This is a genomic window from uncultured Massilia sp., assembly GCF_913773735.1.
Taxonomy (GTDB): domain Bacteria; phylum Pseudomonadota; class Gammaproteobacteria; order Burkholderiales; family Burkholderiaceae_D; genus Telluria.
Genome location: NZ_CAJYEB010000014.1, coordinates 193,172 through 207,765 on the forward strand (window position 1 = coordinate 193,172; position 14,594 = coordinate 207,765).

Sequence of the window (14,594 nt, forward strand, 5' to 3'; positions counted from 1 at the left end):
AACGCTGAGCAATTGCTCCAGAGTTTGCACTAAAATGTGACGGCTGTCACAGAAATCATTTGCCTGGAGGGGATAATTCGGGCAACAAGGGGATCGAATATGTCGTTGCGCCATCTATTTGTCATCGGCTCGCTGGCTGTCGCCGCGCACGCCGGCGCCGCCGAGGCCGGCAAGGTGATCTTTGCCGCCGGCGCGGCAAAGGTGGCCGACCGCGCCGGCGCGGAAGGACTCGCCGTGCAGGAAGGCGAGTTGCTCAGCACGGGCGCCGATGGCTTCCTCTACGTCAAGACGGTCGACAACGGCCTGTTCATCCTGCGTCCGAACACCGAGGCGCGTATCGTCGCCTACCACGTCGATACCCGCGAGCCGAAGAATACCCGCGTCAAGCTCGAGCTCATCAAGGGCGTGGCGCGCAGCAAGTCGGGCGAGGCCGTCAAGCTGGCGCGCCAGAATTTCCGCTTCAATACCCCGGTGGCCGCGATCGGCGTGCGCGGCACCGACTTCACCGTCTACACCGACCAGGATACCTCGCGCGTGGCCGTGCTGACCGGTGGCGTCGTGGTCAGCGGCTTCGTCGGCGCCTGCCGCCCGGACGGCGTGGGACCGTGCGAAGGCACGACCAGCCGCGAATTGTCGGCCGCCCAGCGCGGCCAGCTGCTGCAGGTGCAGCGCGGCCAGTCGTCGCCGCAACTGCTGCAGGGCGGCGCCAACGCGCCCGACCTGGTGTCGCCGCCGCGCGCGGACGAGCCGGTCGCCAAGGCGGGGACGGGGGCGTCGTCGTCGAGTTCGGCCGCCATCGGCGCCGAGCCGTCGCTGGATCCGCGCAAGAGCCAGGCGCTGGCGCAGCTGGTGTCGAACAACGGCGGCGGGTCGACGCCGACGCAGCCTTCGCAACCTCAACAGCCGGGGCAGCCCCAGCAACCCCAGGAGCCGCAACAACCGCAGCAGCCACAGGAGCCGCAGCAACCGCAGCAGCCGCAGGAACCTCAACAGCCGCAGCAGCCGCAGGAACCCCAGCAGCCGCAGCAACCAGTCGACCCGACGCCGCCGGTGACGCCGTTGCCCGATCGGCAGATCGTCTGGGGACGCTGGACGCCGGTGGCGGGGCGCTCGGCCACGGTCGACCTGACCGGCGAGATTGCTGCTGGCAATACCCTGCTCGCCGTGCGCAAGAACTATGCATTGCTGCTCACGCCCGGCGCCGATTACGTGGCCGACACCCGCGGCACGGTCGCTTTCGACCTGCGCGGTAGCGAAGCCTATATCTATCCGGATGCCTTCGACGACAAGCCGGCGCAGGCGCAGGTCCGCAATGGCCACCTCAGCGTCGACTTCGGCGCGCGCTCGTTCTCGACGGGTTTCGACGTGGTCACGTCCGAAGGCGATACCTACAAGATGCATGCGGACGGCGTCGTCGGCAGGAATGGCCGCCTGTACGGTAACGATTTCTACAAGGCGCCCACCAATATGAGCGTCGATGGCGTGCTCAGCGGTGACAAGGGCGGTTCGGCGGCCTATATCTTCGACGGCCGCATCGATGCGACGCATTTCGTGAATGGCGCAACCTATTGGGGCGTGAATAAGCAATAGACTACTGCCATTGCAAAATAAGCCACCCGCTGCGGTGGCTTTTTTTTATTCCGATGTTGCAAAGCCGCGCCACATCTTTTCAGGAAATTTGTATCCGATTGTAAGGCGTGCCGACGATCCGTCGATTCCGGTTACGGTTTCCGGGGTTTGGCGTCGGCATGGACGATCTTCCCTGCGTCGGAGGTCATTCTCCCATGGAGAATGACGTAAACGATATAAGAGAGCCATTGCGCACCAGGCAACTTTCTTTGATAATGAGCCGCCGCAAAAAGCGGCCACAAAAAGCTTGCAATTTCTTTTAAGAATGTTTGAATTTGTGATGGCCATCACATATTTGCCGCGGCCCTTCTGTCATGATTCGACGCGTTGGGCTGCAGCTATCATCTTGAAGTACTGCAAGTTGAACTTTCTTGATCATTGATCTATTTAGGAGCAATACATGGCTATCCAAAACGCCGAAGCAATCCAGAAGCTGTACGTCGCGTACTTCAACCGTCCGGCCGACTACTACGGCCTGCAGTACTGGGACGCGATCGTGACCGCTGCTGGCGGCGACACCTCTGCAGTCGCTGCTGCTTTCGCAGGCTCGCAAGAGTACAAGGACACCTACGCCGGCATGGACCTGCGTAACACCATCAACGCCATCTACAAGAACCTGTTCGGCCACAGCGCCGACCTGCCGGGCCTGGATTTCTGGACCAACGCCGTCAACACCGGCGCCATGACCCTGAGCAACGCCGTCGAGCAGATCGCTTCGGGCGCGCAGAACGCCGACAAGACCGCCTACGCTTCGAAAGTCTCGGCCGCTACCACCTTCACCAACAGCCTGACCAACACCGACCAGATCCTGGGCTACAGCGGTGACAAGGCCAACGCCGTCGCCAAGGGCTTCCTGGCAGGCGTGACCGATGCCAACTCGCTGGCAACCGCCATCGATCCGGCCAACCTGAGCGTGACCATCGGCACCGTCATCGGCCAGAACCTGCCGGTCGGCGACACCAAGACCCTGACCGTCGGCATCGACAACGTGGTCGGCACCAACAACAACGACGTGTTCAACGCCTACGCTTCGGGCGTGACCGCCGATGGCAAGACCGCCACCACCCTGAGCGCCAACGACGTCATCGACGGCGGCGCCGGCATCGACACCCTGAACATCGAAGTCGTCTCGTCGGCCGATGGCAAGTTCAACACCTCGCAAGTCGGCACCGTGCGCAACGTCGAGATCATCAACATCGACAACACCGCCGCCAAGGATGGCCTGTTCGGCAACGCCGACGGCATGGTCGACGCAGCCAAATTCATCGGCGCGACCAACATCAACCAGGTTTCCGCTGCTGCGGGCGTCATGAACCTGGCTGCCAGCACCACCGCCACGTTCACCAACGTCACCAAAGCGACCGGCGATGCTGCACTGAGCGTGAGCGCTCTGGCTGCCGCTAGCTCGGCCAAGATCGCCCTGAGCGGCGTGACCGGCGCGGCCGCGACCAATGTCGCTACCCTGAACGTGTCGGGCGACGCACTGTCGTCGGTGACCGTGTCGGGTTCGATCGCCAAGGAAGACACCAAGTCGTCGACCGCCGCTTCGCTGGCACTGAACATCGTCGCCGGTACCGATTCGAAGGGCGCATCGGTCAGCAAGGTTTCGGTCAACACCGCCGTGAAGACCACCCTGTCCGTCACCGAAGCTGAAGACGCGACCGGCAACGTCACCTCGGTCGACGCATCGGCTTCGAGCGGCGCGATCACCTACGTCGCCAAAGACACCGTGTCGACCATCGCCACCGGCGCTGGCAAAGACACCGTCACCGTCAGCTACAAGACCGTTGCTGCCGCCGGCAGCACTGCTGCCAAGAACGCATCGGTCTCGACCGGCGCAGGCGACGACACCATCAACGTGCTGACCACCGGTACCGGCCTGACCACCGTCGACGCTGGCGCTGGCAACGACAAGATCAACGTCACCAAGGTTGCAGGCGCTGGCCTGAACATCATGGGCGGCGAAGGCAACGACACCGTCACCCTGACCGGCGCTGCCCTGGCAACCTCCGACGTCATCGACGGCGGCGCAGGCACCGACACGATCCAGCTGGCTGGCGCTGGCGAACGCACCGCCGACGACTACATCGTCTTCAACAAGCTGCTGAAGAACTTCGAAACCATCAAGTTCACCGGCACCGAAGGCGCGCTGGACGCATCGCAGCTGGCTTCGACCTACGCTACGATCGACCTGGGCAATGCTTCGGTCGTGACCAAAGTCGGTGCGCAGACCATCGTCGCCAACGGCGACCTGACCGCGACCGCCAACGGCTACTCGGTGAGCGGCAGCGGCGCCATCACCTACGGCGGCACCCTGAACCTGACCTCGAAAGCCGATGGCACCATCACCGCCAACGCCGACGTCGTCAAGCTGACCGTGGCTGCCGGCACCGCCGATGCGACCGCTACCCTGGCTGGCCACGCCAAGTCGGCAATCGTGACCCTGACCAACGGCGCCGATGCCGATGGCGAGACCACGGTCGCCAAGCTGTCGCTGACCAACAGCGCCACCGTCAACAAGGACCTGGCTTCGGTCACCCTGTCGGGCAACGGTTCGGCCGTCATCACCAACGTCGACGGCACCAAGCTGGTCAGCGTCGACGCGTCGGCCCTGGCAAGCGCCAACAGCGATGGCAAGATCGATGGCCTGACCTACACCTCGTCGAACACCGCTGTCGAAACCGTCAAGCTGGGCGCCGGCATCGACCACGTCACCCTGAACGCAGGTGCATCGACCTACGGCAACGTGGACACCATCACCGGCCTGAGCCTGGTTCTGGCTACCGGCGGCAAGACGCTGGCTGCTACCTCGGACACCCTGCACATCGACGGCGTGACCGCAGCTGCCAAGTTCACCACCACCCAGACCGACTTCGACCTGGCACTGAAAGACGCTGCTGCCGCTACCCTGGCTGACGGCGTGGACAGCCTGGTGTTCTCGTTCGGTGGCGACACCTACGTGTTCCACGATGCCGGCACCGTCGGTTCGGTGGACGCAGCCGACGTCGTCGTCAAGCTGACCGGCGCCGTCAACCTGGACGCACTGGTCATCGCCCTGGGTCACACCCCGGAGCAATGATTGACGGGCCGTACTTCGGTACGGCCCTGCCTTGCGCAACCTGGCTGACGGGCTGACGCAACCGGCAACAGCGGCCTTTTCTGCAGTGCCGTCGAATGCGGGGATTTCCCTGCTGAGTTTCGGCCGGATGGAATGACGCGATGCCGGTCCACACAGTCCCGACCAGCCAAGGGGGCCATGCTGCAAAGCATGGCCCTTTTTCTTTTTCCTCGCCGTCGCACACGCCGTACGACGCAGATGGATGCTGACTATTTACCCACAGTCAGCTTTCCTACATAAAAGCAACAAAATCCCTTGTCGAAATGTGATCCACATCACATCTTGGAGCGCTTTTGGGCGATAATTGCGCTCTGCCTGCGCCCGTATTGTGACCGCCAGGCGATCCAGCACCTTTACTCACATCGACAACGTGCCCGAAAGGCTTCCACGGCCTAAAGATGATTAAACAACTATCCCAACCACAGAACGAGATCCAGCTGGCCCTGCGCGGCTTCAAGAGCACCTTCATCACGATCGGCACGTTCAGCGCCATCACGAACCTGCTCGCCCTCGTTCCCTCGCTGTACATGCTGCAGGTGTACGACCGCGTGCTGGCCAGCCGCAACGAGATCACGCTGCTGATGCTGACGCTGATGATGCTCGGCGGCTACCTGCTGATGTCCTCGCTGGAAATGATGCGCAGCTTCGTGCTGGTGCGCGTCGGCGCCAAGTTCGACATGCTGCTCAACAAGCGCGTGTACACGGCCGCGTTCGAGCAGAACCTGAAAAAGGCCGGCGGCAACGCGGGCCAGGCGCTGAACGACTTGACGAACCTGCGCCAGTTCCTGACCGGTAACGCGCTGTTCGCGTTCTTCGACGCGCCGTGGTTCCCGTTCTACCTGATCGTCATCTTCTTCTTCGAGCCGTGGCTCGGCGTGTTCGCGCTGTGCGGCACGATCGTGCTGATCATCCTGGCCGTCATCAACGAGAAGGTGTCGCGCAAGCCGCTGAGCGAAGCGAACACCATGGCCATCGCCGCCGGCAACCTGGCCACCAACAACCTGCGCAACGCCGAGGTCATCGAGTCGATGGGCATGCTGCCCAACCTGATGAGCCGCTGGTTCAAGCTGCACAGCCGCTTCCTGAACCTGCAGGCCGAGGCCAGCCAGAAGGCCGGCGTCGTCGGTTCCATCACCAAGTTCGTCCAGACCTCCCTGCAGTCGCTGGTGCTGGGCTTCGGCGCGCTGCTGGCCATCGAAGGCCGCATCACCCCGGGCATGATGATCGCCGCTTCCATCCTGGTCGGCCGCGCGCTGGCGCCGGTGCAGCAGGTGATCGCCGTCTGGAAGTCGTGGAGCAGCACCCGCAGCGCCTATGAGCGCCTGAGCACGCTGCTGACCGCCAATCCGGAACGCGGCGCCGGCATGGAACTGCCCAAGCCGAAGGGCGCGCTGGCCGTCGAAGGCGTGGTCGCCGGTCCTCCGGGCAGCAACCAGCAGGTGCTGCGCGGCGTGACCTTCGCCATCGCCCCGGGCGACGCCGTCGGCGTGATCGGCCCGAGCGGCTCGGGCAAGTCGACGCTGGCGCGCCTGCTGGTGGGCGTGTGGCCGGCGCTGGCCGGCAAGGTGCGCCTGGACGGCGCCGACATCTACCAGTGGAACAAGGGCGAACTCGGCCCGAACGTCGGCTACCTGCCGCAGGACATCGAGCTGTTCAGCGGCACCGTCAGCGACAACATCGCCCGCTTCGGCGAGGTCGATGCCGAGAAGGTCGTCGAGGCGGCCAAGCGCGCCGGCGTGCACGACATGATCCTGCACCTGCCCAAGGGCTACGACACGCCGCTGGGCGACGGCGGCGCCGGCCTGTCCGGCGGCCAGAAGCAGCGCCTCGGCCTGGCGCGCGCGATGTACGGCGACCCGGCCCTGATCGTGCTGGACGAGCCGAACTCGAACCTGGACGAGATGGGCGAGCAGGCGCTGGTGCAGGCCGTGCTCGACCTGCGACGCCGCGGCAAGACCATCGTCCTGATCACCCACCGCACCAGCATCATCGGCGCCACCAACAAGCTGCTGCTGCTGCGCGACGGCGCGGCGCAGGCGTTCGGCCCGACCGAGCAGGTGCTGGCGGCGCTGCAGGAAGCCAACCAGAAGGCGGTGGCGCAGCAGCAGGCCGTCCAGCAACAGGCCCAGGCGCAAGCCCAGGCCCAGGCGCAGGCCCGCGCGCAGGCGGCACAGGCCGCCCAGGCCGCACAAGACAAGGCGGCGCAGCCTGCCGCGCAAACGGAACAAGGAAACGAATAAACCATGAAGCTCATTTCCAAGAATGAAGCGGCGACCGACGTCATCACCCATGACGTGGCGCCGCTGACGGTGAATACCGACGACCGGGCCTGGACGCGCATGGGCTGGATCATCGTCCTGGTCGGCGTGGTCGGCTTCCTGGTCTGGGCCTGCTTCGCGCCGCTCGACAAGGGCGTGCCGATGAGCGGCACCGTGGCCAAGGAATCGAACCGCAAGGCCGTGCAGCACCAGTCCGGCGGCACGATCCAGCAGATCCTGGTCAAGGACGGCGACGTGGTCAAGGCGGGCCAGGTGCTGGTGCGCATGAATGCCATCAATGCCCAGGCCGGCTACGACGTGACCGAGGCGCAGTATCTGACCGCGCGCGCCACCGAGGCGCGCCTGATCGCCGAGCGCGACGGCCTGAAGACGATCCGCTTCCCCGAAGAGCTGGCCAAGCGCGCCGGCGAACCGCGCGTGGCCGAGATGATGACGCTGCAGCAGCAGCTGCTGTCCTCGCGCCAGTCCTCGCTGCAGAACGAACTGGGCGGCGTCGACGAGAACATCGCCGGCCTCAAGGTGCAGATCCAGGGCCTGCAGGAATCGCGCGACAGCAAGAAGGAACAGGTCAAATTCCTGAAGGAACAGCTCGACGGCATGCGCGACCTGGCCAAGGACGGCTACGTCGCCCGCAACCGCCTGCTCGACCTGGAGCGCACCTACGCCCAGCTGCAGGGCGCCATTTCGGAAGACATCGGCAACATCGGGCGCGCCCAGCGCCAGGTGGTCGAGATGACCCTGCGCAAGGCGCAGCGCGTGCAGGACTACCAGAAGGAAGTGCGCACCGTGCTGGCCGACACCCAGAAGGAAGCCGAAGCCCAGGGCGCGCGCATGAGCGCCCAGCAGTTCGAACTGTCGAACGTCGAGGTCAAGGCGCCGGTCGACGGCACCGTGGTGGGCCTGGCCGTGTTCACCAACGGCGGCGTGGTCACGCCCGGCTTCAAGATGATGGACATCGTGCCGACCGACGATCCGCTGATCGTCGAGGGCCAGCTGCCGGTCAACCTGATCGACAAGGTGCATCCGGGCCTGCAGACCGAGCTGATCTTCTCGGCCTTCAACGCCAACCGTACGCCGCACATCCCGGGCGTGGTCGAAACCGTCTCGGCCGACCGCAGCGTCGAGGAGCGTACCGGCACGCCGTTCTACAAGGTGCGCGTGAAGGTGTCGGACGCGGGCCAGAAGATGGTCGCCTCGCACCACATGGACATCCGCCCGGGCATGCCGGTGGAACTGTTCGTCAAGACCGGCGAGCGCACCATGATGAGCTACCTGCTCAAGCCGGTGTTCGACCGCGCCAAATCGTCGATGAGCGAGGAATGAACGCGTGAGCAAGGTATCGAAACGATCGACCGGCCTGCGCCAGGGCGCGCTGGCCCTGGCTTGCGTCCTGCTGGCGGCGGGCGGCAGCGCCCATGCCGTCAGCCTGCAGCAGGCCTATGAACTGGCCCTCAAGAACGATCCGGCCTACCGGATGAATTTCTACGAGAACGAGGCGGCCAAGGAAAACGCCATCATCGGGCGCTCGAACCTGCTGCCGCAGATCTCGGCCAGCTTCTCGAACAGCCGCAACGTCGCCGACATTTCCAACATCGTCAACGGCGTCGAACTGCCGGCCACCCATCCGCACTACATCAGCCGCTCCTCGGTCGTGCAAGTGCGCCAGCCGATCCTGAACCTGGACGGCTTCGTGCGCTACCGCCAGGGCAAGGTGCAGACCAGGCAGGGCGCGGCCCAGTTCGCGGCCAACACCAACGACGTCATCATCCGCGTCGTCAGCGCCTACGCCGACGCGCTGTTCGCCGAGGACCAGGTGGAACTCTCGCGCGTGCAGCGCGACATGTATGCCGAGCAGCAGAAGGTCAACCAGCACCTGTTCGAGAAGGGCGAGGGCACGCGCACCGACATGCTCGAGACCCAGGCGCGCCTGGACCTGGCCGAAGCCCAGCTGATCGAAGCGCAGGACAATGCGGTGGCCATGCGCAGTACGCTGGCCGGCGTGATCGGCACCGACCCGGGCGCGCTCGACAAGCTCGGCCCGAACCTGCGTCCGCAAAAGCTCGACAAGAACTTCGACGACTGGCGCGCGACCGCGCTCGAGCGCAATCCGGAACTGGCCGCGGCGCGCCTGGCGATCGAGAACGCGCGCCTGGAAATCCAGCGCAACAAGGCCGGCCATGCGCCGCGCATCGATTTCGTCGGCAGCTACAGCAAGGGCGATTCGGAATCGATCACCACCTACACCCAGAACACCGTCAACCGGACCCTGGGCGTGCAGGTGAACATCCCGATCTACCAGGGCGGCGCCATCAATGCCAGCACGCGCCAGGCGGCGGCGGGCTACGAGCGCGCCAGGTCCGACCTGGACGTGCGCAGCAACCGCATCCTGGTCGACCTGCGCAAGTCCTACGACGTGGTGCAGAACAGCGTGGCCAAGGTCGGCGCGCTGGAAAAGGCCGTCGAATCGGGCAAGCTCCTGATGACCGCGACCGAGCAGAGCATCAAGGGCGGCGTGCGCATCAACCTCGACCTGCTCAACGCCCAGCAGCAGCTGTACACCAGCCAGCGCGACCTGGCCCAGGCCCGCTACAACTACCTGCTCGGCCTGCTGCGCCTGCGCGCCGGCGCCGGCACGCTGGACGACGCCGCGGTGCGCGAAGTGGCGGCTTACTTCCGCTGACGTCGACGCCGGCACGAGACGGCCAGGCGGCCCGTGCGCGCAAGCGCCCGGGCCGTTTTTTTTCTGGTGGCGCGCCATTCTTGCGTGCACGAATGCTACAGTCCTGCGTTGCCGACTCTCGGTAACGGGCAGCGACCGCAAGCCCGTGCCTTCCGAAACGACTCTGAAAGGACGTCCATGCAAGACTGGTCTGATGGGTATGTCACCGATATCGCCTACACCTATGGCTACTACACCGAGCTGAATCCGCTGCGCGCCCGGATCGCCCTGCTCGACAGCGGCATCGTGCCCCCGGACGTGCGCGTAGCCTGCGAACTCGGCTTCGGCCAGGGCGTGAGCGTCAATGTCCACGACGCGGCATCCGGCATCGCATGGCACGGCACCGACTTCAACCCGGCGCACGCCGCCTTCGCCAGCGAACTGGCCGGCGCCACGCCGCTGGCCGGGCGCCTGTTCGACCAGTCCTTCGAGGAATACTGCAGCCGCAAGGACTTGCCGGATTTCGACTTCATCGGCCTGCACGGCATCTGGAGCTGGGTGTCGGACGCCAACCGCGCCCTGATTGCCGATTTCGTCAAGCGCAAGCTGAAGGTCGGTGGCGTGCTTTACGTCAGCTACAACACCCAGCCCGGCTGGGCCGCCATGACGCCGCTCAAGGACCTCCTCACCGCCTACGTCGATACGATGGCGGCGCACGGTACCCCGCTCGTCGAGCGCATCGGCGCCGGCCTGGACTTCATCGAGAAGATGCTGGAAGGCGCCGGCTATGCCCGGGCCAATCCGGCGGTTGCCGAACTGGTCAAGCGCTTGCGCAGCCAGGACCGCAATTACCTGGTGCACGAGTACCTGAACAAGGACTGGATGCCGATGCCGTTCGCGCGCATGGCCGACTGCATGGCGTCGCTGAAGCTGCAGTTCGCCGGCTCGGCGCACTACCTCGACCACGTGGCGGCGCTCAACCTGAACAAGGAGCAGCAGCAGATGCTGGCCGGCATCGGCGATCCGGTGTTCCAGGAAACCGTGCGCGACTTCATCGTCAACCAGCGCTTCCGGCGCGACTACTGGGTGCGCGGCCTGCGCCGCCTGCGGCCGCTCGAGCAGATCGAGCGCCTGCGCGCCGAGCGGGTCGTGCTGGCGGTGCCGCCGGCCCAGGTCAAGTTCACCGTCGCCGGCCTGCTGGGCGAGGCGGCACTGCACCGCCCGGTCTACGAGCCGGTGGTCGAGGCGCTGGCGGACCACCGCCACCGCTCGATCGGCGAGGTCGAACAGGCCGTCGCGCGCCACGGCGTCAGCCAGGGCCAGGCGATCCAGGCGATCATGGTGCTGGTGGGGAACGGCACGCTGCATACCGTGCAGGACGTGGAGGCGATCGAGCGCGCCGGACCGGCCACCGCGCGCCTGAACGGCGCCTTGCTGCAGCATGCGCGCTCGTCGGGCGACATGGCCTTCCTGGCCTCGCCCGTGACCGGCGGTGGCGTGCAGGTGGGGCGCATCGAGCAGCTGTTCCTGCTGGCGCAGCGGCAGGGGATCGCGGAACCCGAAGGCTGGGCGCGCTTTGCCATGGACCTGCTGGAGCGGCAGGGCCAGAACCTGCTCGACGGGGACAAGCCATTTTCCTCGGCCGCGCTGCAGTTGCGCGCACTGGAAGACCAGGCCCGGCAGGCAGCTGAGGTACGCCTGCCCCTGTTGCGGGAACTCGGCATCGCCTGAATACGCCCTTGCCGATAACGCAAGGATTTTGTTGAATAATAGTGGATTGTTGGTGCAAACCGACAGGAGGTAGGGTCTCGAAGTTGATTTCTCTGTGGAATTATTAATTACGCCTGTTATATTGATTTTCAGCCTGCAATACATGTGCAGCGAGAGCATCACGATGGCAAGCACCTACGATTCCACGATCAATTCGTTCTACCTGGCCTATTACGGCCGTCCCGCGGATCCCGCCGGCCTGGCATTCTGGACCGATGCGATCGCTGACGGCAACATGAGCGTGGGCTCGTGAACATGGGCAGCGACCGATCCTACCTGGTGCTGAACAACGGTGACGACGTCATCGACCAGAATGACTACGTCATCAAGATCGTCGGCATGGGCGAGATTGCGCTGGACGAGGCCCACAACGTGACCTACACCTTCCGCGCGCCGGACTGACGCTCCGCACGCCGCTCTGGAACCGCCCTCGACAGGGCGGTTTTTTATTTTCCTGAATAATATTTATTTTTAATGAAATGAACTTCAAATAGAAAGATTTACTAATAATTTCCTATGGAGATTATTTCCTTTTTTCATCTATTTAATGCCCGGGTTTGCTGCGCCGTTTTCATTTTAATTAATGTATGCTTTATTGACATTCGATATGGAGGCAGCGATGGCCAATTATGTTAATGATGTGCAAAAGTTATATATCGCTTATTTCTCGCGTCCTGCGGACGCGAAAGGGCTGGCATTCTGGACCGATGTCCTGTCGGCCAATGCCGTGACGGGCATGCAGCAGATCTCGGCGGCGTTCGCGGGTTCCGAGGAATACCGGGCCAGCTATGCCAATATGGATAACCGCGCCGTCGTGGATGCCGTGTACCACAACCTGTTCGGTCGCGCCGGCGAGACGGCGGGGATCGATTTCTGGGTCAATGCGCTGAACAACCACACGATCACGATCGACAACGTGGTGTCGCAGGTGGCGGCCGGCGCCCAGAACGACGACAAGGTCGTCTTCAACGGCCGCGTGGCCGTCGCCATGTCGTTCACCGACCACCTCGACCTGGCGACCGAGCAGGCCGCCTACCAGGGCGGCACGGCGAATGCGATCGCCAAGGCTTTCATCGGTTCCATCGTCGACCTGCAGAGCGCCGCCAGCGCCATCGACCCCGGCGTCATCGATGCCAAGATCGCCGAGATCGTCGGCACGCCGACCAGCGCCGCGCACGAACTCATCGTCTGAACGGGCAGGGCAAAAGAACAGCCCGGACGGCTTGCGCGGTCCGGGCTGTCGTTGCGTCAAGCGGTCAGGGCTGCGTGAGCGCGACCGCGGCGTCGGCGTTGCCGGCGGCTGCCGTGCCGGCGCAATGGGGGCAGGACGTGCCGACGACGTAGTCCGGCGACAGCTGCTGGCGCGGCGTCACCACCGCGCGGCAGGCGAAGCACTGCGTGGTCTCGGTCGGTTCCAGTTTCGGATTGAGGGCGGTACGGTAGTCGAACACGAAGCAGTCGCCCGTGTAGTGGTCGCCGCCGACTTCCTCGAAATACTTCAGGATGCCGCCGTCGAGCTGGTAGACGCGGTCGTAGCCGATGTTCTGCATGTGGATGGCGGCCTTTTCGCAGCGGATGCCGCCGGTGCAGAAGGTCACCACCGTCTTGCCCTGCAGCGCGTCCTTGTGCTTCGCCACGACGTCCGGGAACTCGCTGAACTTGTCGATGCGGTAGTCGAGCGTGTTGTCGAAGGTGCCGACGTCGACCTCGAAGGCATTGCGCGTTTCCATCATCACGACCGGGACGCCCTCGTCGTCGTGGCCCTGGTCGAGCCAGCGCTTGAGCGTCTTCGGCGCCACCGACGGCGCGCGGCCCAGTTCCGGCTTGATCAGGGGCATGCGCATCGTGATGATTTCCTTCTTGATGCGCACCAGCATGCGGCGGTGCGACTGTTCGGCCGACACGCTTTCCTTCCATTCCAGGTCGGCCAGGCGCGCGTCGCTGCGCACCCAGTCCAGGAAGCGGTCGATGTTCTCGCGGGTGCCGGACAGGAACATATTGATGCCTTCGGGCGTCAGCAGGACGGTGCCCTTCAGGCCCAGCGCGGTGCACTGGTCCAGGTAGCGCGGACGCAGTTCCTCGAGGTTCTCCAGCGTGACGAATTTATAGGCGGCGATGTTGATGTAGGAAGTGGCTTGCATGGGACGGTCGTTTCAAGGCTTTACAGCCGACATTATAAGCCCCCCCGCGCCCCCGGCGCCTATCCCGGCGGCCCGGCTTCGGCTATCATCGTTGCATTTGACGCGAACTGGCATGTTCGACATCGGTTCGGCGCGACGACGCAAGGATCCCCGCACGCATGGAATACCTGACACTGGCCTGGCACGGCATACTCGACTATGGATGGCGCATCCTGTACGCTTCCATGCTCTTCTTCGTGCTCGAGCTGCTCATCGGCCACAACAAGTATTCGATGGCGTCGCGCCTGCGCGGCGCCGCCTTCTGGGTCGTCTACATCGCGATCACGGTGGCCTCGATGACGGCGTTCAATGCCCTGTGGGCCGACCTCGGCATCCAGCCGCTGGTGTCGCTCAGCATGGCCGGCCTGTCGCAGTCGTCGAGCAAGGTCCTCAACGTCGTCGGCTGGATCGTCACGCCCGTCGTGGCGGTCATCGTCGGCGAGTTCTTTTATTACTGGTTCCACCGCGCCCAGCACAGCAACCGCATCCTGTGGGCCTTCCACGCCGAACACCATGCGCTGCGCGAGATGAGCGCCTGGAACAGCAACCACCATTTCACCGAAGAGATCCTGCGCATCCCGTTCGTGATCATCCCGTCGAGCCTGCTGATCCACCTCGACCCTGGCTTCGCGCCGGCCATCGTCTGGCTGCTGATCGGCGTGCAGGGGCAGTACATCCATTCGCATACCAGGCTGAACCTGGGTCCGCTGCGCTACGTGGTGGCGGACAACCGCTTCCACCGCATCCACCATTCGGTCGAGCGCGAGCACTGGAACACCAACTTCGGTTCGTTCACGTCGGTATGGGACATCGTGTTCCGCACCGCCCGCTTCCCCAGGAAGGACGAGTGGCCCGACACCGGCATCGACGAGCACGACGAAGCGAAGACGCTGCGCGAATTCCTGTTCCGCCCGTTCACCAAGCTGCGCGGCAAGGCTTGAGGCGGCCGCGGCCGCTCA

At 64.4% G+C, this 14,594-nt stretch carries 11 protein-coding genes; 10 read left to right on the forward strand and 1 reads right to left on the reverse strand.

Translation table 11 applies throughout. The annotated features are described in order from the left end of the window. Positions 1-99: 99 nt before the first annotated feature. The 9 genes from QZ749_RS06095 (at position 100) to QZ749_RS06135 (ending at position 12,647) form a co-directional block, all read left to right on the forward strand. Positions 100-1,590 carry a FecR family protein gene (locus QZ749_RS06095; RefSeq protein WP_296944488.1) on the forward strand — a complete coding sequence of 497 codons (1,491 nt, stop codon included), beginning with the start codon at positions 100-102 and terminating at the stop codon, positions 1,588-1,590. Positions 1,591-2,029: 439 nt separating this feature from the next. Next, complete coding sequence (locus tag QZ749_RS06100; RefSeq protein ID WP_296944490.1) at positions 2,030-4,708, forward strand: DUF4214 domain-containing protein; 2,679 nt, start codon at positions 2,030-2,032, stop codon at positions 4,706-4,708. 437 nt (positions 4,709-5,145) lie between these two features. After that, entirely contained in the window at positions 5,146-6,987 is a 1,842-nt protein-coding gene (locus QZ749_RS06105) for a type I secretion system permease/ATPase (RefSeq protein ID WP_296944492.1), read from the forward strand. A gap of 3 nt (positions 6,988-6,990) precedes the next feature. Continuing rightward, positions 6,991-8,349, forward strand: coding sequence for an HlyD family type I secretion periplasmic adaptor subunit (locus QZ749_RS06110; RefSeq protein ID WP_296944494.1), 1,359 nt, complete (start codon positions 6,991-6,993; stop codon positions 8,347-8,349). A gap of 4 nt (positions 8,350-8,353) precedes the next feature. After that, positions 8,354-9,706 (forward strand): TolC family outer membrane protein, encoded by a 1,353-nt coding sequence (locus tag QZ749_RS06115; RefSeq protein ID WP_296944497.1) that lies wholly within the window; start codon positions 8,354-8,356, stop codon positions 9,704-9,706. 177 nt (positions 9,707-9,883) lie between these two features. Then, positions 9,884-11,416 (forward strand): methyltransferase regulatory domain-containing protein, encoded by a 1,533-nt coding sequence (locus QZ749_RS06120; protein WP_296944500.1) that lies wholly within the window; start codon positions 9,884-9,886, stop codon positions 11,414-11,416. Positions 11,417-11,579: 163 nt separating this feature from the next. Continuing rightward, entirely contained in the window at positions 11,580-11,708 is a 129-nt protein-coding gene (locus QZ749_RS06125; RefSeq protein ID WP_296944503.1) for a hypothetical protein, read from the forward strand. A gap of 2 nt (positions 11,709-11,710) precedes the next feature. After that, complete coding sequence (locus QZ749_RS06130) at positions 11,711-11,857, forward strand: hypothetical protein (protein WP_296944505.1); 147 nt, start codon at positions 11,711-11,713, stop codon at positions 11,855-11,857. 238 nt (positions 11,858-12,095) lie between these two features. Then, positions 12,096-12,647 (forward strand): DUF4214 domain-containing protein, encoded by a 552-nt coding sequence (locus QZ749_RS06135; RefSeq protein ID WP_296944508.1) that lies wholly within the window; start codon positions 12,096-12,098, stop codon positions 12,645-12,647. A gap of 64 nt (positions 12,648-12,711) precedes the next feature. Here QZ749_RS06135 and QZ749_RS06140 read toward each other — a convergent pair whose 3' ends face one another. Then, on the reverse strand, positions 12,712-13,596 hold the full coding sequence (locus QZ749_RS06140) for a sulfurtransferase (RefSeq protein ID WP_296944511.1): 885 nt from the start codon (positions 13,594-13,596) through the stop codon (positions 12,712-12,714). Positions 13,597-13,754: 158 nt separating this feature from the next. Here QZ749_RS06140 and QZ749_RS06145 point away from each other — a divergent pair, with 158 nt between their 5' ends. Continuing rightward, entirely contained in the window at positions 13,755-14,576 is an 822-nt protein-coding gene (locus tag QZ749_RS06145) for a sterol desaturase family protein (RefSeq protein WP_296944513.1), read from the forward strand. Positions 14,577-14,594 lie beyond the last annotated feature (18 nt).